We start from the raw sequence: 24,076 nt of genomic DNA, 5'->3' as shown, positions 1-24,076 counted from the left end.
AAGCTATGCTATGCGTATTGTCCTGAAAAGCACTTCTGTCAGAGGAAACGGCTCACAACGTGATGAGAACATTTGGTGGATCATTGGCGCTCGCGGTGGCGCTGGCGCTGACGCTAACCGGGCCCGGCCGCGCCGCGGATACGATTCGCCTTGCGGTGCAGAAGACCGGAACATTCTCCTGGGAGCTGGCCGCGATCCGCGCCAACGGCCTCGACAAGGAGGCCGACCTGTCGCTCGACGTCGCCGAGCTTGCGAGCCCCGAGGCCGGCAAGATCGCGCTGCGCGCCGGCAATGCCGACATCATCCTCTCCGACTGGCTGTGGGTGTCTCGCGAGCGCACGCTTGGCGCCAAGCTCACCTTCTATCCCTATTCCAGCGCGCTCGGCGCGGTGATGGTGCCGGCCTCCTCGCCGATCAAGTCGCTCGCCGACTTGAAGGGCCGCAAGCTCGCCGTCGGCGGCGGTCCCATCGACAAGAGCTGGCTGCTGCTCCAGGCGCGCATGAAGCAGGACGGCATCGACCTGAAATCGGAGGCGACCATCGTCTATGGTGCTCCGCCTCTGCTCGCCGCCAAGGCGCTCGACGGCGAGATGGATGCGAGCCTCAATTTCTGGAATTTCTGCGCACAGCTGGAGGCCAAGGGTTTTAGACGCCTTGCCGGTATCGAGGACATATTGCCGAAACTCGGCGCCAAGGGCGCGGTCTCCGCGGTCGGCTATGTCTTCGACGAAACCTGGGCGGCAAGTCATCGCGATGCGGTGGCGCGCTTCATCGCGATGACCCGCAAGGCCAAGCAGCTGCTGGTGACCTCCGATGCCGCCTGGGACAAGATCGCACCGCTCACCGGCACGAGCGATGCCACCCTGCTCAAGACTTATCGCGAGCGCTATCGCGACGGCATTCCGCGCCGGAGCATCGATGACGAAGAAAGGGACGCGCGCGTGCTCTACCGCGTGCTGGCCGAGACCGGCGGCCGCGACCTCGTCGGCCCGGCTGCCGAGCTCGATCCCGGCACGTTCTTTCACGCAGTTGCCGGGGAGTGAGGTGCTGCGTCTTCTGTCGTTTGCCCTGTTGCTCGCGATCTGGTGGATCGCCGCCCTCTTCGTCGGCGCCGCGAAGCTGCCCTCCCCGCCCGCCGTGCTCGACGTCGTCGTCGCGGAAGCATCGAGCGGCGCGCTGTTCCTGCATCTCGGCGCAACGCTTGCCCGCGTAAGCCTCGCCTTCGTGCTGGCGATGTCGCTCGGCAGCGCCATCGGCTATCTGATGGGACGGGTGAAGCTCGCCGACCGGCTCGGCGATCCCTGGCTAATCCTGCTCCTGAACCTGCCCGCGCTGGTCGTGATCGTGCTGGCCTATATCTGGGCCGGGCTCACCGAAGCCGCAGCGATCGCGGCGATCGCCATCAACAAGTTGCCGACCGCCATCGTCACCCTGCGCGAGGGCGCGCGCGCGCTCGACCGCTCGCTCGACGAGATGGCGAGCGTGTTCGCGATGCCGCGCTGGCGCGCTTTCCGCCACGTCGTGCTGCCGCAACTGGCGCCCTATATCGCAGCCTCAGCCCGCTCCGGATTGTCGCTGGTGTGGAAGATCGTGCTGGTCGCCGAACTCCTGGGGCGACCCAACGGCGTCGGCTTCGAGATCGGCGTCGCCTTCCAGCTGTTCGACACGCCGCGGCTGCTGGCCTATTCGCTAACCTTCGCCGCCGTCGTGCTCGTGATCGAGACCGCGCTGGTGCAACCGTTCGAAGCCCGCGCAACACGATGGCGACCCCGTGCGGCTTGAGGTCGATATCACAGGCAAGAGGTTCAAGAGTGCCGCGGGCGGGACGCAGGAGGTGCTCGCGCCGGTCAGCTTCGCGCTTCAATCCGGCGAGGTCGGCGTGCTGATCGGACCGTCCGGCTGCGGCAAGAGCACGATGCTGCGCATTATCCTCGGCCTCGACCGCGATTTCGAGGGACGCGTCTCGCGCCCGCCGGAAGCGCGGATCGGTATGGTTTTCCAGGAGCCGCGGCTGCTGCCATGGCGCTCGGTCGAGCAGAATGTGCGGCTTGCGGCACCCGATGTCACCGACGCCAAGCTCGCCGAGCTGTTCAGGATCCTGGAGCTGGACGCGCATCGCAGTCATTTTCCAGGCGAGCTGTCGCTTGGCCTCGCCCGGCGCGTCGCGCTCGCTCGCGCCTTTGCCGTCGAGCCTGACCTGCTCGTGCTCGACGAGCCCCTCGCCTCGCTCGACGACGCACTCGCCGGCCGTTTGCGCGACGAGATCGCGACGCTGGTGGCGCGCCGTCCGGTGATGACGTTGCTCGTCACCCACAGTCTGGATGACGCGATCCGGCTCGGCGACCGCCTGTTCTTGCTGTCGCCGCGACCGGCGCGCATCGTGCGCGAGGTGCCGATTGCCATCCCGCGCGCGGAGCGCAGCGAGGCCGAACTCGGCAAGATCAGGGCCGAGCTCGCGGCGTTGCAGCTTGAATCGCAATGAGAACTCATGGTCAATTGGACCAACGACATCTTCGCGGGAGGGTCATCATGCGGCGTACGCTGATTGCGATCGGCATCCTGTTGGTTGCGATGCCGGGCGCGGCGCTCGCCCAGGCCAAGGGCAAGGGTATCCGGCTCTGGAATCTGACGACGGAGGCGATCTCCGGCTTCCAGCTCTCCCCGGCCGGGAAGACCGAGTGGGGGCCGAACCAGTGCCTGAACGACAAAGACAAGGAGGTCGACCACGACGAGCGGCTGCGCATCACCGGCGTCGAGCCCGGCCGCTACGACGCCAGGGTCAGCTATCCCAATGCGCGGCAATGCATCGTGCGCGACATCGAGATCAAGGCGGATGCGGTGTTCTCGATCGCCGACAAGGATCTGAAGGACTGCAGCAAGTAACGGGGGCTGCGTTACGAGCGTTATCCCCTCATGGTGAGGAGCGCGGAACGCGCGTCACGAACCATGCAGGCCCGTCTGTCGCCCTGCGGCCATCCTTCGAGACGCTTGCTTCGCAAGCTCCTCAGGATGAGGACCTAAGCCAGTCGCGACCGGCAACGCAGCTCAGGGCTTTACGCCTTGTCGTTCGGATGCGGATATTCGCAGCGCCACCGCACCGCCTGCCACTTCGGATGGTCACCAATCCATTGCGCGATATAGGGCGGCGCAGCCATCGCGCATTGCGTCGGCGACCCCGCATAGTTGAACACCAGATGTTGCTCCTCGCAGGTCGCTGGCGAGAGCAACGCACACACAGTCACCACCAGGTCGATCGGATTCATGCCGGGATCCTCGCAGAGGCGATGAAGTTAGCACAAAAGATTACGTTCCGATGAGCGGGAAGTTTCAATCCGGCCGCCCGAAATAAAGCGGGAATTGCCTGTCAACTCTCCCCGAGCGCTAGAAATTAACTCCAAAGACCAGCCTTGCCTGGTGGCGCTCGAAATTGACGAGGTCGAGATTGCCGCCCGATCCGGCCGGCCGGCCCCATGCCTGCATGCTCCAGCTCATGGTCAGGCGCGAGCGCTCGGAAAGCTGGAAATAAGCGGTCGGACCGACGAAGAGCGCCTGTCCTGCGAACTCGCCGAGGCCGATGCCTTCGTACTGCCGGAAGTAGCGCACCTCGCCGCCGAGCAGCACATCGGGCCGCACGCGCACCAGGCCGGCGAAGGCCGCGCCGATGGTCGAACTCTTTTCGGACAGTCCCGCCATTTCGAAACGCGCCCATTCGGGTTGATAGATCAGGTTGAGCGCCCCGATGGCGAAGTTCGGGATCAGCTCGCGATCGAAGGCGAGCGTGAAATCGGTACCGTACATCCGCCCTTTTGCTCCAGAAGTCTCGTCGATGCGGTCGCCATGGAGTTCGGCGGCGACGGTCAACCCGAATGGCGCGCGCTCGCGATCGAGCAGGCGATAGCGCAGGTCGAGCGAAGCGCCCTGAAAATTGAACTGGCGGCGGTCGCCGATGTCGGGGACGCCGGTGATGTCGTGCAGGGTGGCAGTGCCGCCGACCTCGATGCGAAAGTTCGGCAGCGGCACGATCTCGATCTCGACCTCCTGCGAGAGGGCGCGATAGGTCCCGCCTCCTTTGCCGAATCGGCCTGTCGTCTGAGTCTGGAATTCGCGCTCGCCGGGATTGCCGACATCGGTACCGATCATGAAGCCGAAGATGTGTTCGGTATCGAAGCCCTCTTCGGCGCGGACGCATGCCGGCGCGAGCGCGACGGTGCAGGCGGCTATGGTCCAGAATGTAAGGGCTCTCGCGCGCATCCCCGACACTACCACGGCTTCGACGGTGGTTGCCATCGAAGCCGCGGCAGGTCGTCAGTCTTACTTGTGGTCTTACTTGCGCAAAGCGCAGGCGTACATGTTGATTTCCATGCCGACCGGCACTTCCACGATCTTCGGAGCTTTCCAGGCCATTCGGGGACTCCCAAGGGATTGAGCGCGACATCGCGCCGGCGAAAACCTAGGGCTGCGTCAGCCACAGCGCAAGTCTGGAATCGCACCGTTGACACAGCGAACTGTCGCATCGCGCTTGCAAATTTCTCTCTCGGGCAACTCGCCTTCGCTCCCAGTCAAGCGGCGCGGTTCTCACCGCAACAAGCGCAGCAGCGCGCGACCGGCGCGCGAGTTCAGCTCCTTCGCATCCAGCGTTCCATCCTTGTCGGGATTCGCCGCGTTGAAGCGCTGCTCCACCACCGAGAGATATTCGTCGAGCGTGAGAGTCCCGTCGCGATCGGGATCGGCGGCGGCGAGTTCTTTCGCTGTTAACCGTCCGCGCAATTCGCGGGCGTCGAGCGTGCCGTCGTGATCGGGATCGAGCTTGGCGAACAACGCCGCCGCCGCCTTCTTCACCTCGGCAAGATCGAGGGTGCCGTCATTGTCGGTATCGAACGTCTTGACCGCGTTGCCGGAGGCCGACCATGCCGGACCGGACAGCAGTGCAATCGTGAGCGCAAGTGCAACAGAGCGACGCGATATCATGAAAACCTCCCTCACCAAGAGCTCCGATTCGAACCGGATCGAAACGACATAAGTCCACAAGCGAGCCTCGGTTCAAGTCCCGAATTGCAGCCTGCGCACCGCACAACTTGCAGAACCCGTCGGCGCGACCGCTGCCGTGGCGCACGCGCTCTGCTCCATGCCGCGGAATTTCTTCAGCGCCTGCGCACAAGTGAGAGTTGCTTTGTCAGGTCTCCGTCAGGTGACGGCATCCCGCGCCGCCTACCATATCGGCATCGCAATTACGACTTTCGTATTGACGCGTTTTGCATTCGGGCGGAGTGTTGCTGTCGCAGCGTCAATAGGCGCGCATATTGGGAGGGACGGATGAAACGCTTTGCGATGGCCGCGAGCCTCGTCATGCTTGCATCGACTTGTGCAAGTGCACAAACCAGCGAGCAGCTGGTCAAAGGCGCGACCGATACATCGAACGTTCTCAACTACGGGATGGGCTACAATCTTCAGCGTTTCTCGACGCTGAACCAGATCAACAAGGACAGCGTCAAGAACCTTGTCCCGGTCTGGAACTACTCTTTCAACGACGATCGCAGCGAGGAATCGCAGCCGCTGGTGTACCAGGGCGTGATCTACGTGACGTCGCACAACGCGACCATGGCGGTCGACGCCAAGACCGGCAAGCAGATCTGGAAATCCAAGGTCGAGTATCCTGCCGAAACGCCGCGCATCGTCTGCTGCGGCATCATCAATCGCGGCGCAGCACTCTATGAGGGCAAGGTGTTCCGCACCACGCTGGACGCCAACGTGATCGCGCTCGACGCCAAGGACGGCAAAGAGCTGTGGCGACAGAAGGCGGCCGATATCAAGGAAGGCTATTCGATGACGGTGGCGCCGCTGGTCGCCGACGGCGTCGTGATCACCGGCATCTCCGGCGCCGAGTTCGGCACCCGCGGCTTCATCGACGGCTGGGATCCCGCAACGGGCAAGCACCTGTGGCGCACCCATTCGATCCCCTCTCCGGATGAGCCCGGCGGCGACACCTGGAAGGGCGATACCTGGAAGCTCGGCGGTGGCTCGACCTGGATTACGGGCTCCTATGATCCCGAGCTGAACACGGTTTACTGGGGTATCGGCAATCCCGGACCGTTCAACTCGGCGGTACGCCCGGGCGACAACCTCTACACCTGCTCCGTGCTGGCGATGGATCCCAAGACCGGCAAGATCAAGTGGCACTACCAGTTCTCGCCCAACAATCCGTTCGACTATGACAGCGTGGCCGAGATGGTCCTCGCCGATATGAACGTCGAGGGCAAGCCGACCAAGGTGTTGATGGACGCCAACCGCAACGGCTTCTTCTACGTGCTCGACCGCACCAACGGAAAGCTGCTCGCGGCCAATCCTTACGTGAAGGTCAACTGGGCGACGGGAATCGACATGAAGACCGGACGTCCCATCGAGACCGACGTCTCGAAGGATGCGCGTGAGGGCAAGAAGGTGACCGTCTATCCGTCGATCCTCGGCGGCAAGAACTGGGAGCCGATGTCGTTCAATCCGCAGACCGGCCTCGCCTACGCCAACACGCTCGCCTTCGGCGGCAGGTACAAGACCGAACCCGCCACCTTCAAGCAGGGTGAATGGTATCTCGGCATGGACCTCACCGATCTCTGGGAATGGGGTGACGGCCCGCGCGGTCATCTGAAGGCGATCGATCCCATGACCGGCAAGGCGAAGTGGGAAGCACCCAGCGACATCCCGCGCTTCTCCGGCGTGCTGTCGACCGCGGGCGGTGTCGTGTTCTCGGGCGCGCTGACCGGCGAGTTCGAGGCCTTCGATGCCGATACCGGCAAGAAGCTCTGGCAGTTCCAGACCGGCTCGGGCATCGAGGGACAACCGGTGACCTGGCAGCAGGACGGCGTGCAGTATGTCGCCGTGACGAGCGGCTATGGCGGCGTCTACTCGCTGTTCTCCGGCGACGAACGGCTGGCCAAAGTCCCGCCCGGCGGCTCACTTTGGGTTTTTGCGGTCAAGCAATAACCACGGCACGATGCTGAGAAAGCTATCTCACAAGACGGTGGCGATCCTCGCCGCCGTCGCGGTGCTGACGGTCGCGCTTGCGGCGACCGTTCGTGCCGCGGATGATTCAACCGGCAATCCCGTGCAGGCACAGATCGACCACGGCAAGTCGACCTATGCCGAGAAATGCTCGCACTGCCACGGCCCCAACATGATGAACCCCGGCACCATCACGCCGGACCTGCGCGCCTTCCCCGACGACAAGACGCGCTTCGTCACCACCGTGAAGAACGGCAAGAACAACAAGATGCCGCCCTGGGCTGACATTCTCAGCGACGAGGAGATCGGGAATCTCTGGGCCTTCATCTCGAGCCGGAGAAAACCATGAGGCGCTGGCTGGCCGTTTGGAGCATTGCCGCGATTCTCGCGGCGGCGGCCGCAGCTGCACGCGCGGCCGACGATCCGCTCAAGATTTGTCTCGACGAGGACAGGCCGCCGCTCTCCGTGCATCACAAGGGCAAGCCCGGCTCGGGTTTCGACGTGCTGCTGGCGCAGGCGATCGCCGACCGGCTCGGACGGCCGCTGACGATCCAGTGGTTCGAGAGCAAGCTGGACGAGGATTCGAGCCCGCAGCTCGAGGCCAATGCGCTGCTGTCCGATGGGCGTTGCTCGCTCGTCGGCGGCTACGCGCTGACGACGGACTCCCTCGTCAAGCCCGGCATGAAAACGGCGCGCTTGCCGGATTTTGCCGGCGCCACGCGCGACGACCGGCGCCGCCGCGTCGCGCTCGGCGTGCTCGCGCCGAGCCAGCCCTATGTCTACTCGCCGATGACGGTCGTGCTCGGGCCGAAGGCGCGGGGTCGCAACATCGGCGATATCGGAGATCTCGCCGGCCTGCGCCTCGTCATCGAGAGCGGCTCGCTCGGCGATGCGATCCTCATGACCTTCGACAAGGGGCGCCTGATCGACGACATCACGCATCTCGTCCCCGGCCGCGATGATCTCCTCGGCGCACTTGCCCGTGGCGATTATGACGCGACGCTGATCGACCTCGGCCGCTTCGACGCCCATCGCGCCGCGCACCCCGACACGGCGATCACCGCGTCCGGCTATTACTATCCGATCGGGGCCAATCGCGGCTATGTCGGGCTGGCCAGCGATCCCGCACTGCTCGACGCCGTCAACAAGGCGCTGACCGGGCTTGCTGCCGAGGGCAAGATCGCCGAATTCGGCACACAGGCGGGGCTGAGCTATCTGCCGCCGCGGGAGCCTGCGATCCTTGGCGACGTCTGGTTGAAGATCATTCAGCGCTAGTGGACAGCTGGCGCACCCAGCGCGGCCCTTCGAATGCGCCAATCTGTCTCGCCAGCCACCCATGGCAGAGGCGACCCGATGCAGTACCGTCGGCGACAACCCGGGAGAGAATCATGTCCGCAAAACTCGATCGCCGCCGCTTCATCGCCGCCGGCACCACCACACTCGCGATGCCTTTCGTCTCGCGTGGCGCCTCGGCGCAGGCTGCGTGGCCATCGCGGCAGATCCGCATGATTTGCAGCTATCCCGCCGGCGGACAGACCGATCTGCTCGCGCGCGCCTATGGTGAATTCATTGCCAAGCAGGTCGGAAAGACCGTCGTCGTCGAGAACAAGCCCGGTGCCGCCGGCGCGATCGGGACGGCGGAGGTCGCCCGCGCAGAGCCCGACGGCCACACAATCCTGTGCTCGATCTCGACCACCTACATCATGAACCGGGTGGTGATGAAGACTCCCGGCTACGACATGGACAAGGATTTGACGCTGGTCAGCGTCATTCCGGGCGCCGGCCTGTTGCTGGTGGCGAACCCGAAAACCGGCGTCAAGACGCTGGAGGATTTCGTCGCCTTTGCGCGCAAGAGCGGCAAAGTCAACTTCGGCACCTATAGCGCGGGCTCGGCCCCGCATATGACGGTCCACGAGCTCAACAAGCAGTATGGCCTTGCCATCGAGCCGATCCACTATCGCGGCGAAGCCCCGATGTGGACGGGCATGCTGGAAGGTACGCTCGATGTGGCCATGGGCAGCTACACCGCAGCGCAATCGGTCTTGCAAAGCGATCGCGGCACCGTGTTCGCGGTGCATTCGAAGAAGGTCGACGCCATCCCTGATATCAAGACCCTCCCCGAGCAGGGCGCGACGTCGAAATTCTTCACCGTCAGCGGCTTCTCCGGTTGGGCCGTGCCGAAAGCGACACCGCAGCCGGTCGTCGACCGCCTGGCGGAGCTTTGCGTCGCTGCCAACAGCGATCCGAAGGTGAAGGAGGTTCTCAACACGTTCGTGCTCGAACCCGCGATCGGCTTCAAGGAAACCAACGCCCTGTATCAGCGCGAGCTGCCGATCTGGATCGAGAGCGCGCGATCGCTCGGCCTCGAACCCGCCTGAACCGCGAGGCATGACGCCCTTCGCAGCGCGGCATCCGACCAAAGCCTAGTGCCGGAAGCGCATTTTCCCGCTATGATTGTGCGACGCTGGCGGGAAGGTCTCGCCGGCGCGGACGAGAAAGGCCGATCCCATGACACCGGATGGCGTTGCCGTAGCCGTCATGATCATCCTACTCTTTCCGATGGGCTATTTCACCCTGGCGTCTCCGGCCTTCCTGCTGGTGAAGCTGGATATCCAGCCCGTCGCCCAGCTTTTGCGCGGAATGTTCAATGCGCATTTTCTGGTGATGCGCGTTGCCGGAATCATCGGAGCGGTCGCTTTCCTGCTCGACGGTCGTCTGGTCGCAGCGATGGGCGTTGGCCTCCTTGCAGCCTTGGCGATCTATGGGCGCCGCTGGTTCATGCAACAGATGGACGAACAGCTCAGCGCCAGGGACGCCGGCGATGCCGAGGCCCCGCGCCGGCTACGCCGACTGCATTGGAGTGGAATGCTGGGCAACGCGGTGTTGCTCGTCGCTCTCCTGACCAGCATTCCCTACATCGCCAAATCGGCATGAGAGACATCGCGGGCGCGTGACGGTCAACCGTCGCGTCGACTCCGAACCTGGCGTTTGCCTAGTGCTCGTCCGCCGCAACCGCGCCCTGTTGCGCCTTGTGGATCGAGGACGGCACTACGCCGAAATATTTCCGGAACACCCGGCTGAAATGCGATGAGCTGGAGAAGCCCCAGGAGAACGCGACGTCGGTAATGGTCTTGCCGGCGTGGGCCTCGAGCTCCTGGCGGCAATTCTGAAGACGCGCCTGCCAGATGTAGTCGCTCACCGTGGTGCCGCGCTCCGAGAACAGCATGTGCAGATAACGCTTGGAGCAGCCCAGTTCGCCGGAGATCTGGTCGATGCACAGATCCGGATCGCGCAAATGCTCGCGGATGAAGAATTGCGCGCGCACATAGGTCGCTTCGGGTCCGACGCGATCGAGCATCGTGTCGGCCTCGCGCAGCGGCAGCAGCAAGAGGTCGATCAGCGAATCGGCGACGCCGACCGCACTGTTCGCCGACAGCTTGGCCGCCTCGTCGAAGGTCGCATGGACGAAATCATGGGCGATGCGCCCCGTCCCCGTGCGTGAGGTCAATTTGCAGGCGGGCATTCGCTGCGACGGGAATCCACGGTCGCGCAGCAGCGCCTTCGGCACGATCACCACGTCATGGCGCGTGAAAGCGGGACTGATGATCGAATGCGGACAGGAGACGTCATAGGCGATGATGTCGCCCGGGTTCAGCTCGATGTGGCGGCCTTCCTGCTCGAAATAGGACACGCCGTAAGTCTGGAAGTGGATCTTGATATACGGGTGTTCATTGGCCTTGGCGCGCGCCAGCGTGTGCGCGATGCGATGTTGGCTGACCTCGATCTGGCAGAGCTTCAGACGCGAGACGCTGGTGTAGTCGATGCGGCCTTCGAGCGAAGACGCTTCCAGCGGATCTACGTCGAAATGCCCACACAGGCTGGTCAGCCCGTCGATCCAGCTTTGGATCTGACGTTTCGGCGTCATGCCCGTCGTCGAGAGCGTGTGAATCGTGTCGGACATTAATCCAGCCACTGGTTTGATCCGGAGATTTGACGCGAATCGCGAGCCGCGCTGCCGGAGCCCTGAACCGTGATTGCGTGACGTTTACCTCGATTTTGAGCGATCTTCTAGAACGAGCGCCATCGTTCCATTGCCACCCTTGTAAGTTAATCCTCCGCCTTAGTTGCAGCGCCGTCAAGGGGAACCTGAGCGGTGAAGGCGCTGCCAAAGCGTTGCGGAAGCCGCTGAATTCGCTACTGCAAAATCAAAAACTTCCGACCCGTGCGCTGTCAAGCAAACCAGCTTCTCTCTTGGGCAAGTTTCCCGATGACGAAGTCGTTAGGGATTGTATCAGGAACAACAAGAACGGGCCGCTCCGCACGTGGACCCGTGGCTCTCATCAGGAGGAGGAAACACCACAGCATCGTTTCTGGTCCCAATCGTGACCGCCCTGCACGAGCAGACGCCGGACGAAAAGCCCGGCGATTAAGCAATGCTTCGGAAACAATAAACGAGACCAATGGAGGAATGACTATGCGCAAGGTACTACTCGCGGCCTATCTTGGCTCCGCGGCGGCTCTCGCCGTCGGCAGCGCGTCGGCCAACGACGAAGTGCTCAAGATGTCGCAGAACCCGAAAGACTGGGTGATGCCGACCGGCGACTACGCCAACACCCGCTATTCCAAGCTGAACCAGATCAACGCACAAAACGTAGGCAAGCTCCAGGTCGCCTGGACCTTCTCGACCGGCGTGCTGCGCGGCCACGAAGGCGGCCCGCTGATCATCGGCAACATGATGTACGTCCACACGCCGTTCCCGAACAAGGTCTACGCTATTGACCTTTCCAACGAGAACAAGATCGTCTGGAAGTACGAGCCGAAGCAGGATCCGAACGTCATTCCAGTGATGTGCTGCGACACGGTCAACCGCGGCCTGGCCTATGGCGACGGCAAGATCTTCCTGCATCAAGCCGACACCACGCTTGTCGCGCTCGATGCCAAGAGCGGTCAGGTGGCATGGACCGCGAAGAACGGCGACGCCAGCAAGGGCGAGACCGGTACTTCGGCCCCCATGGTCGTCAAGGACAAGGTGCTGATCGGCATCTCCGGCGGCGAGTTCGGTGTTCAAGCCCATATGACCGCCTACGACATCAAGACGGGCAAGCTGGCTTGGCGCGGCTACTCTGAAGGACCGGACGATCAGATCCTGGTCGACGCAGAGAAGACCACCGCACTCGGCAAGCCGGTCGGCAAGGACTCGAGCCTGAAGACCTGGCAAGGCGATCAGTGGAAGATCGGCGGCGGCGCCACCTGGGGCTGGATCTCCTACGACCCCGAGCTGAACCTCGTCTATTACGGGTCGGGCAATCCCTCGACCTGGAATCCGAAGCAGCGTCCCGGCGACAACAAATGGTCGATGACGATCTGGGCTCGCAACCCTGACACCGGCCAGGCCAAGTGGGTTTATCAGATGACGCCCCACGACGAGTGGGACTATGACGGCGTCAACGAGATGATCCTCTCGGACCAGGCCATCAACGGCCAGCCGCGCAAGCTGCTGACGCATTTCGATCGTAACGGCCTCGGCTACACGCTCGATCGCGCCACCGGTGAGCTCCTGGTCGCCGAAAAGTACGATCCGAAGGTGAACTGGACCTCCGGCGTCGACATGGACAAGAACTCGCCGACCTACGGCCGCCCGAAGGTGCTCGATGCAGCTTCGACCGACAAGGCGGGCGAGGACCACAACGTGAAGGGCATCTGCCCGGCCGCGCTCGGCACCAAGGACGAGCAGCCGGCAGCCTACTCGCCGGACACGCAGCTGTTCTACGTTCCGACCAACCACGTCTGCATGGACTACGAACCGTTCAAGGTGAGCTACACCGCGGGTCAGCCCTACGTGGGCGCAACGCTCTCGATGTATCCGCCGCAGGGTGAAACCCACATGGGCAACTTCATCGCCTGGGACGGCAAGACCGGCAAGATCGTCTGGTCGAACAAGGAGCAGTTCTCGGTCTGGTCGGGTGCGCTCGCAACCGCGGGCAATGTGGTGTTCTACGGAACGCTCGAAGGCTACCTGAAGGCAGTCGACGCCAAGACCGGCAAGGAGCTCTACAAGTTCAAGACTCCCTCCGGCATCATCGGCAACGTCACCACCTATGAGAACGGCGGCAAGCAGTATGTCGCAGTGCTCTCCGGCGTGGGCGGCTGGGCCGGCATCGGTCTGGCGGCAGGCCTGACCGATCCGACCGCCGGTCTCGGCGCAGTCGGCGGCTACGCGGCGCTCAGCAACTACACGGCACTCGGCGGTACGCTGACCGTGTTCTCGCTGCCCAACTAGGCCTCTCAGCATCGCTCCGGCGCGTGGATCAACTCCACGCGCCGGCTCGTCTCACCGAATGCCTTCCGAGGAAAATCTCTTGCGTAAAATCTGCTCTGCCATTGCTGCGATGTTCTTGGTCGCGTCCGGGGGAATTGCCGTCGCGGACGGCTCAGGTGACCCGACCGCCGTCAAGCAGAACGAAACCGGCGAATGGTCCGACAAGGAAGGCAACCCAACCTACAAGATCACCGACGGATCCGTCGATTGGTACACCTATTCCGGATACCGCCGCTATCACTCGGACTGCCATGTGTGTCACGGCCCAGATGGCATGGGCTCGACCTACGCCCCGGCGTTGAAGGATTCGCTGAAGACGATGAGCTATGCCGATTTTCTCGGCGTCGTCGCCTCCGGCCGCAAGAACATCTCGACTGCCGCAGAGAACGTGATGCCGGCCTTCGGCGATAACCCGAACGTCGCCTGCTACATGGACGATCTCTACGTCTACCTGCGCGCCCGCTCCAACGAGGCCTGGGGCCGCACAAGACCCGGCAAGCACGAGGACAAGAACGACGCCTATACCAAGAACGAAGATTCGTGCATGGGCAAGAAATGAACGTGCGGAGCCCGACCAGGACCTGGATCTGGGCGCCCTGCTGGAATTGAGGAGCTTAAGATGAAGACACGTGCCGCCGTCGCTTTCGAAGCCAAGAAGCCGCTCGAGATCGTCGAAGTCGATCTGGAAGGACCAAAGGTCGGCGAAGTCCTGGTCGAGATCAAGGCGACGGGCATCTGCCATACCGACGCCTACACGCTCGACGGCTTCGACAGCGAGGGAATTTTCCCGTCGATCCTGGGCCATGAGGGCGCGGGCATCATCCGCGAGATCGGTGCTGGCGTGACCTCGGTGAAGCCGGGCGACCATGTCATCCCGCTCTACACGCCGGAATGCCGGCAATGCAAAAGCTGCCTCAGCCAGAAGACCAATCTCTGCACCGCGATTCGCGCGACGCAGGGCAAAGGCGTCATGCCCGATGGTACCAGCCGCTTCTCCTACAAAGGCAAGCCGATCTACCACTACATGGGCTGCTCGACCTTCTCGAACTTCACCGTGCTGCCGGAGATCGCGGTCGCCAAGATCCGCGAGGACGCGCCGTTCGACAAGAGCTGCTACATCGGCTGCGGCGTCACCACGGGCGTCGGCGCCGTCGTCAACACCGCCAAGGTCGAGCCGGGCTCCAACGTGGTCGTGTTCGGCCTCGGCGGCATCGGCCTGAACGTGATCCAGGGCGCCAAGATGGCTGGCGCGGACAAGATCATCGGCGTCGACATCAACGACTCCAAGGAGGAATGGGGGCGCCGGTTCGGCATGACCGATTTCGTCAATCCCAAGAAGATCACCGGCGACATCGTCCCGCATCTCGTGACCCTGACCGACGGCGGCGCCGACTATACCTTCGACTGCACCGGCAACACCACAGTGATGCGCCAGGCGCTGGAAGCCTGCCATCGCGGCTGGGGCACCTCGATCATCATCGGCGTTGCCGAATCCGGCAAGGAGATCGCGACCCGCCCGTTCCAGCTCGTCACCGGGCGAAACTGGCGCGGCACCGCCTTCGGCGGCGCGCGGGGCCGCACCGACGTGCCGAAGATTGTCGACTGGTACATGAACGGAAAGATCCAGATCGACCCGATGATTACCCACACGCTCAAGCTCGAAGACATCAACAAAGGCTTCGACCTGATGCATGAGGGCAAGTCCATCCGTTCAGTCGTCGTGTTCTAGTTCGAAAAGCGTCACCCCAAGGAGGATCGACCCATGACTGTTGCACTCCATCCCTCGATCGATAACGGCATCAAACAGGGCAGCGGCAGCTTCGCCGGCGGCACGCTCGCATGCAAATGCAAGGACCATCAGGTCAAGGTCGCCGTCAAGGGCGACGTCGCGCATAATCACGCCTGTGGCTGCACCAAGTGCTGGAAACCGCAGGGGGCGAATTTCTCCGTCGTCGCCGTGGTACCCCGCCAGAACGTCACCGTGCTCGAGAACGGCGACAAGCTCCAGATCGTCGATCCATCGGCGACGATCCAACGCTACGCCTGCAAGGCCTGCGGCACGCACATGTACGGCCGCATCGAGAACAAGGATCACCCGTTCTACGGCCTCGACTTCATCCACCCCGAACTGTTCCAGGAGCAGGGTTCGCAGGCGCCGCAATTCGCCGCCTTCGTCTCGTCCGTGATCGAATCGGGCGTGAAGCCGGAGCAGATGGGCGGAATACGGGCTCGGTTCAAGGAGCTTGGACTTGAGCCCTATGATTGCCTGTCGCCGGCGCTGATGGACGCGATCGCGACCCACGTGGCGAAAGCCAAGGCCGCTTAAGCAAAGGCCGCCTGAGCAAAGGTCGCCTGACGTTTGCCGCGCCCGTCCGCTCGCGTTCCACCACCCCCAGCGAGCGGACGGAGCCGGCCCGGGACAATCGCGGCGATGCCGCCGCTTCTCAATTGCACTTGTGTGGGGACCGTCAGCTCCCTCAGTCCTGGTCTCTGAATGACTGCGCAGGGCCGCCGGCTTCCGGCTTGAAGTCCGCGGCCTGCGTTTCTCCCTCCCTCGACTGAGGCATCCTGCTTCGTCCGCACAGGTCTTCTGGCGGACGAAGCTCTTTTTTTACTGCGCCCATCTCGAGAGGCGCGCGGCGCGATGGGGCGCCCTGCTTTTGACAAACCTTCGTTGCAATCTTTTCCCGTCGAGAACAGCTGATTGGAAAACACTTGGCTGTGAACGCCAGACCGAAGCGATCCTGCTACGATCGCGTCGTGACGATGCCGCGCGAAATTCAATAATCAAGAACACGACGGGAGGTATCGAGCACATCCGGACATGACATTGGCATTCCTCTGAGTCCTGCCGGGATCTGCCCGCGCGGGAGGACGGTTGGAACGCGACGCCGCGCAGCGGGCATTGCACCGACCGGCATCTGGAAAATCTGAAATCGGCAAGCTTATGAAGAGCGAGGGACGATCATGATCAAGGTGAAGATCAATGGCCAGGAGCAGAGCTGGGACGGCGACCCGGATCTCCCGCTACTCTGGTTCCTGCGCGACGAGGCCGGGCTGACCGGCACCAAGTTCGGCTGTGGCCAGGCCCTGTGCGGCGCCTGCACCGTTATCGTCGACAAGGAAGCCGTGCGCGCCTGCATCACGTCGATCAACGACGTCGCCGGCCGCGAGATCACGACGATCGAGGGACTGCATCCGAACGGCGATCACCCGGTGCAGAAGGCCTGGCGTCAGGTCAACGTACCCCAGTGCGGCTTCTGCCAGGCGGGCCAGATCATGCAGGCGGCTGCGCTGCTGATGGACAACCCGAAGCCGTCGCACGACCAGATCCGCGAGGCGATGTCCGGCAACATCTGCCGCTGCGGCTGCTACCAGCGCATCGAGAATGCGGTCCATCTCGCATCGACGGGAGTGTGACATGAATTTCATCGACAACCCGAAGAAGCTTCGTGGCTTCGAGAAGAACATCAAGGTCGAGAAGGTTTCGCGCCGCAGCATCCTGAAGGGGCTCGGCATCACCGGCGGCTTTGTGCTCGCGGCGCCCGTAATGTCGCGCCAGGCGTTCGCCTACGAGACCGGCGCCGGCAAGATGCCGCACGGCGTCGTGGTCGATCCGCGCGTATTCGTCGCGGTCGCGCCCGACGGCACCGTCACCATCCTCGCCCACCGCGCCGAGATGGGAACGGGCGTGCGCACCAGCCTGCCGCTGATCGTGGCCGAGGAGATGGAAGCTGACTGGTCACGGGTCAAGGTGGAACAGGCCCATGGCGACGAGGTCAAGTTCGGCAACCAGGACACCGACGGCTCGCGCAGCACGCGGCATTATCTGATGCCGATGCGCCAGATCGGTGCCTCCGCCCGTACCATGCTTGAGCAGGCCGCCGCGAAACGCTGGGGTGTGTCGGCAACCGAGGTCAAGGCCGTCAATCACGAAGTCGTCCACAGCGCGACGAGCCGCAAGCTCGGGTTCGGCGAGCTCGCAGCCGACGCTGCCAAGGAGTCGGTCCCGAGCATCGAAGGGCTCAAGCTGAAGGACCCCAAGGACTTCCGCTATCTCGGCAAGGGCCAGATCGGCATCGTCGATCTCCATGACATCACCACCGGCAAAGCGCGTTACGGCGCCGACGTGCGGCTGCCTGGCATGAAGTATGCCGTGATCGCGCGCCCGCCGGTGACCGGCGGCAAGTTGGTCTCGTTCGATCCGGACGCGGCGTTGAAGGTCCCGGGCGTGGAGAAGGTGATGGAGGTGCGCGGCTGGCCGTGGCCGTCGAAATTCCAGCCGCTCGGCGGCGTTGCCGTGATCGCGCGCAATACCGGCGCGGCGATCAAGGGTCGCGACGCGCTGAAGCTGACCTGGGACGATGGCGCCAACGGCAAATACGATTCCGTCGCCTACCGCAAGGAGCTCGAGGAGGCCTCGCGCAAGCCGGGCCTTGTGGTGCGCCAGGAAGGCGATGCCGAGGCTGCTCTGAAGGGCGCCGACAAGGTCGTCGTCGGCGAATATTATCTGCCGCATCTTGCTCATGTCAGCATGGAGCCGCCGGTGGCGGTCGCCGACGTCAAGGGTGACAAGGCGGAGATCTGGGCGCCGGTGCAAAGCCCGGGCGGTACGCGCGAGGACGTCGCGAAGACGCTCGGCATTCCCGAGGGCAATGTCACGGTCAACGTCACGCTGCTCGGCGGCGGTTTCGGCCGCAAGTCGAAATGCGACTTTGCGCTCGAGGCCGCGTTGCTGTCGAAGGAGCTCGGCGTACCCGTCAAGGTGCAGTGGACGCGCGAGGACGACGTCCGCCACGATTTCCTGCACACGGTCTCCGTGGAACGGATCGAGGCGGGGCTTGACAAGAGCGGCAAGGTGATCGCTTGGCGCCATCGCAGCGTGGCCCCGAGCATCGCCTCGACGTTCGCGGCGGGTGCAAAGCATGAGGCGCCCTTCGAGCTCGGCATGGGCCTCGTCGACATGCCGTTCGAGATCGCTAACATCTCCTGCGAGAACCCGGAAGCCGCGGCGTTCACCCGCATCGGCTGGTTCCGCTCGGTCTCGAACATCCCGCGCGCCTTCGCGGTCCAGTCGATGGTGGGCGAGATCGCCCATGCGACCGGCCGCGACCAGAAGGAGACGCTGCTCGCGCTGATCGGGAGCCCGCGCATCGTCAAGCCCGCCGTGAAGGACATGTGGAACTACGGCGAGCCCTTGGACAGCTATCCGATCGACACCGCGCGCCTGCGCAAGGTGGTCGAGCTGGTCGCCGAGAAGGGCGAATGGGGCCGTCAAGTGCCGAAGGGCCATGGCCTCGGCATCGCCGTGCACCGCAGCTTCGTCAGCTATATCGCGACCATCGTCGAGGTGGCCGTCGACGACAAGGGCAAGCTGGCGGTGCCGCGGGTGGACACCGCCATCGACTGCGGCACCTATGTCAACCCCGAGCGCATCGCCTCCCAGATCGAGGGCGCGGCGATCATGGGGCTCAGTCTCGCCAAATACGGCGAGATCACCTTCAAGGACGGCAAGGTGCAGCAGAAGAACTTCGACGACTTCCAGGTCCTCAGGATCGACGAATCCCCTGCGGTGACCAACGTCTACATCGTGCCGCCAGGACCCGACACGCCGCCGAGCGGCGTGGGCGAGCCTGGCGTCCCGCCATTCGCGCCGGCGCTGATGAACGCCATCTTCGCCGCGACCGGAAAGCGCATCCGCAGCCTTCCGCTCGGCAAGCAATTGGAAGCGTAAAGGCGGGAACACAAGGCGGCCTCGCGCCGTTTGCATCGATCTGACAGGAGCAGATCGATGACCTATATCCCAAAGGCGCTCGCAGTCTCGTTGCTGTCGAGCGCCTTTCTTTTGACGGCCACTGGCGCATACGCCCAGAGCAACACCACGCCGCCGACAACGGCGACGCGCCCCAGCACGCCGGACCAGAACTCGCTGCCCAACGCCAATGCCACGCCGCCCTCGACCACCCAGACTACCGGACAGCACAATCCCGATCCCAAGGTTCGCGAGATGAACCAGAAGGAAAAGGACAAGGTCGAGCGCGAGGGGAAGTAGCGATCTGAGCATCGGCGTTTTGACATCGCGATTATCGGCTCTACTTCTTCGCCGAAGCGCATCGATGTGCCCTCTTTCCTTGCGGGAGAGGGCAGCGACGCCAGTTGCCACGATCACGCGTGGGTGGGGGGTATGCCTGCGCGGGTCCGCACATTGAGACGCGCGGATAGAACCCCTCATCCGGCGCTTCGCGCCACCTTCTCCCGCAGGGGAAGAAGGGACAACGCCCACGCAAAATGCGGCGGACGTTACCGTCCGCCGCATTTGCCCCCTGACACTCCGCTTCTTTCGATCCGCCAGCGGGGCCTATTTCTTCAGCGCGAACACCCAGATCACGCCGCCCTGCGGCACGTTGGCTTCGATGCCGATATTGTTGGTCACGAGGGCATCCTGGATGCGCTGCGCATCCACGCCCCATCCCGACTGGATCGCGATGTATTGCGTACCGTCGATCTCATAGGACACCGGCATGCCCATGATACCGGAGTTGGTCTTCTGCTCCCACAGCAGCTCGCCACTCTTGGCGTTGAAGGCGCGGAAGTTGCGGTCGTTGGTGCCGCCCACGAAGACGAGATCGCCCGCGGTCGCCGTCACCGATCCGAACAGCTGCGATTTCGGGAAGTTGTGTTGCCACATCTTCTTGCCCGTAACGGGGTCCCAGGCCTGGAGCTCGCCGAAATGATCCGCCCCGGGCTTCGTCTTCAGCCCGATGTCCTCCGGCTTGGTGCCGAGCCAGAGTTCGCCGGGCTTGAGCGGAACCTTCTCGCCGGTGAACCCGCCGCAGAAATTCTCGTTGGCGGGCACGTAGACGAGGCCGGTCTTCTGGCTGTAGGCCGCCGAGGGCCAATCCTTGCCGCCCCACAGCGACGGACAGAACTCCACGCGCTTGCCGACCATCGGCTTGTGCGCGGGATCGACGATCGGCCTGCCACTCTCGGCGTCGATGCCCTTCCAGACGTCGGTGGAGACGAACGGCCAACCGGCGACGTAGTTGATCTTGGTCGGCGTGCGCTCGAGTATCCAGAAGATCGCATCGCGTCCCGGATGGACCAGACTCTTGATGTTGCGACCGTCGCGTTGCAGGTCGATCAACATCGGCGCTTCGACCTCATCCCAATCCCAGGAATCGTTCTGGTGATACTGATGATAGGTCTTGATCTTGCCGGTGTTCGGATCGAGCGCGAGCACCGACGAGGTATAGAGATTGTCGCCCGGATGCATCTCGCCGGGCCAGGGCGCGGCGTTGCCTACGCCCCAATAGATCGTCTTGGTGTCCTTGTCGTAATTGCCGGTCATCCAGGCCGAGCCGCCGCCGTTCTTCCAGTCCTCGCCCTGCCAGGTGTCGTGGCCGGGTTCGCCTTCGCCCGGAATCGTATAGGTCCGCCAGAGCTCCTTGCCGTCCTTGGCGTCATAGGCGGCGACATAGCCGCGCACGCCGAACTCGCCGCCGGAGCCGCCCACGATGACCTTGCCGTCGACGATCAGCGGCATAAGGGTCATGTACTGGCCCTTCTTGTAATCCTGAACCTTGGTGTCCCACACCACCTTGCCGGTCTTGGCGTCGAGCGCGACGACATGGTCGTCGGTAGTGGCCAGATAGAGCTTGTCCTCCCAGAGGCCGACGCCGCGACTGGTCGGATGCAACTGGAACAGGTCGTCGGGGAGCTGCCGCTTGTAGCGCCAATATTCGTCGCCGGTCTTGGCGTTCAGCGCGATCACCTGGCCCATCGGGGTCGCCACGAACATCACGCCGTTGTTGACGATCGGCGGCGCCTCGTGACCTTCGACCACGCCGGTCGCGAAAGTCCAGACCGGGGTGAGGTTCTTCACATTCGAGGTGTTGATCTGGTCGAGTGGGCTGTAGCCCTGCCCGTCATAGGTCCGCCGGTAAAGCATCCAGTTGGCGGGCTCCGGGTTTTCCAACCGCTGCGCGGTAACCGGCGCGTAGTTCTCGATCGGGCCTGACATGGCGGCGGTCGATGCAAGACACGTGAAGGCGACAAAGCCGGACAGTAACCATTGCTTCCTGGTCATGGACGTTCCCCTTTTATATCCGTTTGAATTCTTGTTTTGAATTCTTGTCGTTCGTCCCGTCGTCCGCCCATCGGCGGATGCGGCCTCTCGTGACGCGGGCACAACCCGCACGCCCATCATCCCGGCTGCGCGCCACCTACCTTTCCGATGAAGTTCCCGGCGACGCTGAGCGAGCCGTCAGCCAGCGCCAGCGGCAGCGCAGCGAGCCGTCGCGGCGCCGGCCCGAACACGACCTGCGCGCCCGCGCGAGGATCGTATTCGGAGTTGTGGCACATGCATTTGAGCACTTCCTTGTCGCCGACATCGCTCTTCACCCAGGCCGTGACAGGACAGCCGGCATGCGAGCAGATTGCCGAATAGGCGAGGATGCCGTCGACAGCGCGCGCTTTCGTCTGCTCGTCGAGCTCGGTGGGGTCAAGGCGGATGATTAGAATCTCATTGAGGCGCGAGGCGCTGCGCACGACCGATGTCTTCGGATCTTTCGGCCAGGCATGCACCGGCGGTCCGCTGGCCGACAGAGCGGCCGCGGTGACGGGCTTTCCCTCCTGATCGCCTTCGGAGAACACGAGCAGATCGCCCTTCTGAGGCCGTTCGTCGGAGCCGGGCGCATCCTCGCCCGCGTGGACCTGCGTGGAACAGGCGAGGCACGCCGTGGTGGCCAGCGCATTCATCAACAGCGCCCGCCGGGTTTGCTCCGTGCAGGCGTCAGCGTCGGATTCCGCTGTGTTGTCGGAGGATGAAGAGGATGTGTTGAACGATGCACGCGACATGCCCGCAAGCAGGCGCTGGAACTCTGCCGAAAAAAAGGCAAAGATTTTTTCCCGCAGTGCATCACATGGTTATGCTCGCACTGATTGAACGCGAACACGCGCATTTACGCGCATTTTTCTAATTGCAACGTCACGCTACGCGACCGGCATGATGATTTTGCAGATCAGATCAATGCTGCCGGTATTGGTGCAATGCGCCGACGCTCGGCGCCATCGTAGCGCCATCAGCGCGGCTGCGCATTTCTCAGGCAGGCGTTTTGTGTTCTAGGAGCGGAGCACGTGACGCGGCGCAGCGATGCGTCCGGCCAACGTTGCCGACGCCATCTCAAAACTGTCGGCGATGCGGCGCGCCCTGTCGATGAAGAGCGCGGCTGCCGGCGGCGGGCAGACCTCGCGCGCCGTCTGTTCGAACAAATCGAGCCAGCGGTCGAAATGATCCCCGATCAGGTTCAGTGGCATATGCGCCCGCATCGGTGAACCATGGTAGCGGCCGCTCATCAGCACGACCGACGACCAGAAATCCCGGAGCTTGGCCAGGTGCTCGTCCCAATTCTGCACGATCGCGAACATCGGCCCCAGCAGCTCATCCTCGCGCACGCGCCCGTAGAAGCGGGTGACGAGTTCCCCGATCATCTCTTCGGTGATCCCCGTGCGCTCGATTGCATCCTGAGTCAGCAAATTCCGCCGCGCGGTCGCAGCCTCGCGCTCGGTCTTCAGTCGATCCGACATGTCCCTTGTTATCCGTTCCGTTGTTCCCGCAGGCCGCCCGTTCGACATTGTCGGGCCGATTGCGCGCGGCGTCTTGTCGCAGCGCAAATCGCGGGGTCTGGCGGCGAGCACACTCAACGCCCGCCGCCCGCGCCGTTGTCAGGCGCTGTAGGTATAAAAGCCCTGCCCCGTCTTGCGGCCGAGATGGCCGGCATCGACCATTTCCTTGAGCAAGGGGGCCGGACGGTATTTGGGGTCGTTGAAGCCTTTGTAAAAGACCTCCATCACCGACAACATGGTGTCGAGCCCGACGAGATCGGCGAGCGCCAACGGGCCGATCGGATGGTTGCAGCCGAGCTTCATGCCGGCATCGATCTCTTCCGCCGTCGCAATCCCCTCCTGCAGCGCGAAGATCGCCTCGTTGATCATCGGACAAAGGATGCGGTTGACGGCAAAGCCCGGGCTGTTCTTGGCCGTGATCGCCACCTTGCCGACGCGCTTGGCAAAATCGAGCGCCTTGGCGTGGGTGTCGTCGGAGGTCTGCAAGCCGCGGATGAGCTCCAGCAGCGCCATAACTGGAACCGGATTGAAGAAGTGCATGCCGATGAATCGGTCGGGGCGGTCGGTCGCCGCGGCGAGCTTCGTGATCGAGATCGACGAAGTGTTCGTGGCGAGCAGCGTGCGCGGCGACAGCGTCGCACAGAGATCCTTCAGGATCTTGACCTTGAGTTCCTCGTTCTCGGTCGCGGCCTCGATGACGAGATCGCAATCGACGAGCTTCGCGCGGTCGGTGGTGCCGGTGATGCGCTTGAGCGTGGCGTCGCGATCGCCCGCCGACATCTTCTCCTTCTTGACCAGGCGCTCGAGGCTGCCGCCGACCGTCGAAATCCCGCGGTTCACCGCCGCATCGGAAATATCGACCATCACGACCGAAAGCCCGGCCGCGGCACAGATCTGCGCGATGCCGTTCCCCATGGTGCCTGCCCCGATGATGCCAACGCTTTGGATCATTGCCTCAAATCCTTCATCCTTGCGGACGTGCCATGCCGGCCCGCCCCTTTGTTCCTGCATCAGGGTCTAGCACCGCCCCCGGGCGGGTGCGACCTGATCCTGTCCCTTCCTTAAAGCATCCAAGGCGGGAATAAAGCCGCCTTTCGGCCGCCACACGGCATGATTTGACGCCCCCGGCTGTTTGGC

General features: G+C 63.4%; 25 protein-coding genes. 16 read left to right on the top strand and 9 right to left on the bottom strand.

What is annotated here, in order from left to right; all coding sequences use genetic code 11:
• Positions 1-62 precede the first annotated feature (62 nt).
• The 4 genes from BcanWU425_RS12645 to BcanWU425_RS12630 are packed head-to-tail and all read left to right on the top strand — an operon-like array spanning position 63 to position 2,883.
• Positions 63-1,043, top strand: coding sequence for an ABC transporter substrate-binding protein (locus BcanWU425_RS12645; RefSeq protein WP_204513979.1), 981 nt, complete (start codon positions 63-65; stop codon positions 1,041-1,043).
• A 1-nt stretch (position 1,044) separates the two neighbouring features.
• On the top strand, positions 1,045-1,782 hold the full coding sequence (locus BcanWU425_RS12640) for an ABC transporter permease (protein ID WP_018460294.1): 738 nt from the start codon (positions 1,045-1,047) through the stop codon (positions 1,780-1,782).
• Positions 1,772-2,482: an ABC transporter ATP-binding protein gene (locus tag BcanWU425_RS12635; RefSeq protein WP_018460295.1), complete on the top strand. Its 711-nt coding sequence runs from the start codon at positions 1,772-1,774 to the stop codon at positions 2,480-2,482. The genes BcanWU425_RS12640 and BcanWU425_RS12635 overlap by 11 nt, the downstream gene beginning before the upstream one ends.
• Before the next feature lie 47 nt (positions 2,483-2,529).
• A complete protein-coding gene (locus BcanWU425_RS12630; protein WP_018460296.1) occupies positions 2,530-2,883 on the top strand; it encodes a hypothetical protein in 354 nt (117 codons plus the stop codon).
• Positions 2,884-3,053: 170 nt separating this feature from the next.
• On the opposite strand, the gene BcanWU425_RS12625 is transcribed toward BcanWU425_RS12630, so the two are convergent.
• The 4 genes from BcanWU425_RS12625 to BcanWU425_RS12610 form a co-directional block, all read right to left on the bottom strand.
• Positions 3,054-3,263, bottom strand: coding sequence for a hypothetical protein (locus BcanWU425_RS12625; RefSeq protein ID WP_018460297.1), 210 nt, complete (start codon positions 3,261-3,263; stop codon positions 3,054-3,056).
• 118 nt (positions 3,264-3,381) lie between these two features.
• Entirely contained in the window at positions 3,382-4,287 is a 906-nt protein-coding gene (locus BcanWU425_RS12620; protein WP_018460298.1) for a hypothetical protein, read from the bottom strand.
• A gap of 36 nt (positions 4,288-4,323) precedes the next feature.
• Positions 4,324-4,404 (bottom strand): pyrroloquinoline quinone precursor peptide PqqA, encoded by an 81-nt coding sequence (gene pqqA / locus BcanWU425_RS12615; RefSeq protein WP_018460299.1) that lies wholly within the window; start codon positions 4,402-4,404, stop codon positions 4,324-4,326.
• Between the two features lie 171 nt (positions 4,405-4,575).
• Positions 4,576-4,968: an EF-hand domain-containing protein gene (locus tag BcanWU425_RS12610; protein WP_026233996.1), complete on the bottom strand. Its 393-nt coding sequence runs from the start codon at positions 4,966-4,968 to the stop codon at positions 4,576-4,578.
• A gap of 345 nt (positions 4,969-5,313) precedes the next feature.
• Between BcanWU425_RS12610 and BcanWU425_RS12605 the strand changes: the two genes are divergently transcribed.
• The 5 genes from BcanWU425_RS12605 to BcanWU425_RS12585 all read left to right on the top strand — a co-directional run bounded on the left by BcanWU425_RS12605 (position 5,314) and on the right by BcanWU425_RS12585 (position 9,930).
• Positions 5,314-6,978, top strand: a complete 1,665-nt coding sequence (locus tag BcanWU425_RS12605) for a methanol/ethanol family PQQ-dependent dehydrogenase (RefSeq protein ID WP_085350564.1) — start codon at positions 5,314-5,316, stop codon at positions 6,976-6,978.
• A 10-nt stretch (positions 6,979-6,988) separates the two neighbouring features.
• Positions 6,989-7,345 carry a c-type cytochrome gene (locus BcanWU425_RS12600; RefSeq protein ID WP_018460302.1) on the top strand — a complete coding sequence of 119 codons (357 nt, stop codon included), beginning with the start codon at positions 6,989-6,991 and terminating at the stop codon, positions 7,343-7,345.
• Positions 7,342-8,271: a substrate-binding periplasmic protein gene (locus tag BcanWU425_RS12595; protein ID WP_085350563.1), complete on the top strand. Its 930-nt coding sequence runs from the start codon at positions 7,342-7,344 to the stop codon at positions 8,269-8,271. The genes BcanWU425_RS12600 and BcanWU425_RS12595 overlap by 4 nt, the downstream gene beginning before the upstream one ends.
• A gap of 113 nt (positions 8,272-8,384) precedes the next feature.
• Complete coding sequence (locus BcanWU425_RS12590; RefSeq protein WP_085384845.1) at positions 8,385-9,374, top strand: Bug family tripartite tricarboxylate transporter substrate binding protein; 990 nt, start codon at positions 8,385-8,387, stop codon at positions 9,372-9,374.
• A gap of 130 nt (positions 9,375-9,504) precedes the next feature.
• Positions 9,505-9,930: a hypothetical protein gene (locus tag BcanWU425_RS12585; RefSeq protein ID WP_231190509.1), complete on the top strand. Its 426-nt coding sequence runs from the start codon at positions 9,505-9,507 to the stop codon at positions 9,928-9,930.
• Positions 9,931-9,988: 58 nt separating this feature from the next.
• Here BcanWU425_RS12585 and BcanWU425_RS12580 read toward each other — a convergent pair whose 3' ends face one another.
• Positions 9,989-10,957, bottom strand: a complete 969-nt coding sequence (locus tag BcanWU425_RS12580; protein WP_007601369.1) for a helix-turn-helix domain-containing protein — start codon at positions 10,955-10,957, stop codon at positions 9,989-9,991.
• 513 nt (positions 10,958-11,470) lie between these two features.
• On the opposite strand from BcanWU425_RS12580, the gene xoxF5 reads away from it, so the two are divergent.
• The 7 genes from xoxF5 to BcanWU425_RS12545 all read left to right on the top strand — a co-directional run bounded on the left by xoxF5 (position 11,471) and on the right by BcanWU425_RS12545 (position 19,367).
• Positions 11,471-13,276: a lanthanide-dependent methanol dehydrogenase XoxF5 gene (gene xoxF5, locus BcanWU425_RS12575; protein WP_018460306.1), complete on the top strand. Its 1,806-nt coding sequence runs from the start codon at positions 11,471-11,473 to the stop codon at positions 13,274-13,276.
• Positions 13,277-13,385: 109 nt separating this feature from the next.
• Positions 13,386-13,874, top strand: a complete 489-nt coding sequence (locus BcanWU425_RS12570; RefSeq protein ID WP_007601366.1) for a c-type cytochrome, methanol metabolism-related — start codon at positions 13,386-13,388, stop codon at positions 13,872-13,874.
• A 60-nt stretch (positions 13,875-13,934) separates the two neighbouring features.
• Positions 13,935-15,044 carry an S-(hydroxymethyl)glutathione dehydrogenase/class III alcohol dehydrogenase gene (locus tag BcanWU425_RS12565; RefSeq protein ID WP_018460307.1) on the top strand — a complete coding sequence of 370 codons (1,110 nt, stop codon included), beginning with the start codon at positions 13,935-13,937 and terminating at the stop codon, positions 15,042-15,044.
• A 33-nt stretch (positions 15,045-15,077) separates the two neighbouring features.
• Positions 15,078-15,641, top strand: coding sequence for an S-(hydroxymethyl)glutathione synthase (gfa, locus tag BcanWU425_RS12560; protein ID WP_018460308.1), 564 nt, complete (start codon positions 15,078-15,080; stop codon positions 15,639-15,641).
• A 641-nt stretch (positions 15,642-16,282) separates the two neighbouring features.
• The gene (locus BcanWU425_RS12555) at positions 16,283-16,735 is read left to right on the top strand and encodes a (2Fe-2S)-binding protein (protein ID WP_007601363.1); all 453 of its coding nucleotides are present in this window, start codon (positions 16,283-16,285) and stop codon (positions 16,733-16,735) included.
• Between the two features lies 1 nt (position 16,736).
• Positions 16,737-19,049: a xanthine dehydrogenase family protein molybdopterin-binding subunit gene (locus BcanWU425_RS12550; protein WP_204511939.1), complete on the top strand. Its 2,313-nt coding sequence runs from the start codon at positions 16,737-16,739 to the stop codon at positions 19,047-19,049.
• A gap of 57 nt (positions 19,050-19,106) precedes the next feature.
• On the top strand, positions 19,107-19,367 hold the full coding sequence (locus BcanWU425_RS12545) for a hypothetical protein (protein ID WP_204511940.1): 261 nt from the start codon (positions 19,107-19,109) through the stop codon (positions 19,365-19,367).
• 306 nt (positions 19,368-19,673) lie between these two features.
• Here the strand turns inward: BcanWU425_RS12545 and BcanWU425_RS12540 are convergent, their stop codons facing one another.
• The 4 genes from BcanWU425_RS12540 to BcanWU425_RS12525 all read right to left on the bottom strand — a co-directional run bounded on the left by BcanWU425_RS12540 (position 19,674) and on the right by BcanWU425_RS12525 (position 23,890).
• Positions 19,674-21,401: a methanol/ethanol family PQQ-dependent dehydrogenase gene (locus BcanWU425_RS12540; protein WP_018460311.1), complete on the bottom strand. Its 1,728-nt coding sequence runs from the start codon at positions 21,399-21,401 to the stop codon at positions 19,674-19,676.
• A gap of 116 nt (positions 21,402-21,517) precedes the next feature.
• The gene (locus tag BcanWU425_RS12535) at positions 21,518-22,171 is read right to left on the bottom strand and encodes a QcrA and Rieske domain-containing protein (RefSeq protein WP_204511941.1); all 654 of its coding nucleotides are present in this window, start codon (positions 22,169-22,171) and stop codon (positions 21,518-21,520) included.
• A gap of 264 nt (positions 22,172-22,435) precedes the next feature.
• On the bottom strand, positions 22,436-22,900 hold the full coding sequence (locus BcanWU425_RS12530) for a group III truncated hemoglobin (protein WP_204511942.1): 465 nt from the start codon (positions 22,898-22,900) through the stop codon (positions 22,436-22,438).
• A 138-nt stretch (positions 22,901-23,038) separates the two neighbouring features.
• Positions 23,039-23,890, bottom strand: a complete 852-nt coding sequence (locus tag BcanWU425_RS12525; protein ID WP_085350558.1) for a 3-hydroxybutyryl-CoA dehydrogenase — start codon at positions 23,888-23,890, stop codon at positions 23,039-23,041.
• Positions 23,891-24,076: the final 186 nt, after the last annotated feature.

The organism is Bradyrhizobium sp. WU425, assembly GCF_021052305.1.
In the GTDB taxonomy this organism is placed as follows: Bacteria; Pseudomonadota; Alphaproteobacteria; order Rhizobiales; family Xanthobacteraceae; genus Bradyrhizobium; species Bradyrhizobium canariense_D.
Note: the sequence above shows the minus strand (reverse complement) of the source record. Positions and strands in the feature narration are given on the sequence as shown.

Excerpts from the sequence above, each read along its gene's own strand:
- BcanWU425_RS12645 (WP_204513979.1), top strand. The coding sequence starts at position 63 with ATGAGAACATTTGGTGGATCATTGGCGCTCGCGGTGGCGCTGGCGCTG.
- BcanWU425_RS12630 (WP_018460296.1), top strand. The coding sequence starts at position 2,530 with ATGCGGCGTACGCTGATTGCGATCGGCATCCTGTTGGTTGCGATGCCG.
- BcanWU425_RS12625 (WP_018460297.1), bottom strand. The coding sequence starts at position 3,263 with ATGAATCCGATCGACCTGGTGGTGACTGTGTGTGCGTTGCTCTCGCCA.
- BcanWU425_RS12620 (WP_018460298.1), bottom strand. The coding sequence starts at position 4,287 with ATGGCAACCACCGTCGAAGCCGTGGTAGTGTCGGGGATGCGCGCGAGA.
- pqqA (WP_018460299.1), bottom strand. The coding sequence starts at position 4,404 with ATGGCCTGGAAAGCTCCGAAGATCGTGGAAGTGCCGGTCGGCATGGAA.
- BcanWU425_RS12610 (WP_026233996.1), bottom strand. The coding sequence starts at position 4,968 with ATGATATCGCGTCGCTCTGTTGCACTTGCGCTCACGATTGCACTGCTG.
- BcanWU425_RS12605 (WP_085350564.1), top strand. The coding sequence starts at position 5,314 with ATGAAACGCTTTGCGATGGCCGCGAGCCTCGTCATGCTTGCATCGACT.
- BcanWU425_RS12600 (WP_018460302.1), top strand. The coding sequence starts at position 6,989 with ATGCTGAGAAAGCTATCTCACAAGACGGTGGCGATCCTCGCCGCCGTC.
- BcanWU425_RS12595 (WP_085350563.1), top strand. The coding sequence starts at position 7,342 with ATGAGGCGCTGGCTGGCCGTTTGGAGCATTGCCGCGATTCTCGCGGCG.
- BcanWU425_RS12590 (WP_085384845.1), top strand. The coding sequence starts at position 8,385 with ATGTCCGCAAAACTCGATCGCCGCCGCTTCATCGCCGCCGGCACCACC.
- BcanWU425_RS12585 (WP_231190509.1), top strand. The coding sequence starts at position 9,505 with ATGACACCGGATGGCGTTGCCGTAGCCGTCATGATCATCCTACTCTTT.
- BcanWU425_RS12580 (WP_007601369.1), bottom strand. The coding sequence starts at position 10,957 with ATGTCCGACACGATTCACACGCTCTCGACGACGGGCATGACGCCGAAA.
- xoxF5 (WP_018460306.1), top strand. The coding sequence starts at position 11,471 with ATGCGCAAGGTACTACTCGCGGCCTATCTTGGCTCCGCGGCGGCTCTC.
- BcanWU425_RS12570 (WP_007601366.1), top strand. The coding sequence starts at position 13,386 with ATGTTCTTGGTCGCGTCCGGGGGAATTGCCGTCGCGGACGGCTCAGGT.
- BcanWU425_RS12565 (WP_018460307.1), top strand. The coding sequence starts at position 13,935 with ATGAAGACACGTGCCGCCGTCGCTTTCGAAGCCAAGAAGCCGCTCGAG.
- gfa (WP_018460308.1), top strand. The coding sequence starts at position 15,078 with ATGACTGTTGCACTCCATCCCTCGATCGATAACGGCATCAAACAGGGC.
- BcanWU425_RS12555 (WP_007601363.1), top strand. The coding sequence starts at position 16,283 with ATGATCAAGGTGAAGATCAATGGCCAGGAGCAGAGCTGGGACGGCGAC.
- BcanWU425_RS12550 (WP_204511939.1), top strand. The coding sequence starts at position 16,737 with ATGAATTTCATCGACAACCCGAAGAAGCTTCGTGGCTTCGAGAAGAAC.
- BcanWU425_RS12545 (WP_204511940.1), top strand. The coding sequence starts at position 19,107 with ATGACCTATATCCCAAAGGCGCTCGCAGTCTCGTTGCTGTCGAGCGCC.
- BcanWU425_RS12540 (WP_018460311.1), bottom strand. The coding sequence starts at position 21,401 with ATGACCAGGAAGCAATGGTTACTGTCCGGCTTTGTCGCCTTCACGTGT.
- BcanWU425_RS12535 (WP_204511941.1), bottom strand. The coding sequence starts at position 22,171 with ATGTCGCGTGCATCGTTCAACACATCCTCTTCATCCTCCGACAACACA.
- BcanWU425_RS12530 (WP_204511942.1), bottom strand. The coding sequence starts at position 22,900 with ATGTCGGATCGACTGAAGACCGAGCGCGAGGCTGCGACCGCGCGGCGG.
- BcanWU425_RS12525 (WP_085350558.1), bottom strand. The coding sequence starts at position 23,890 with ATGATCCAAAGCGTTGGCATCATCGGGGCAGGCACCATGGGGAACGGC.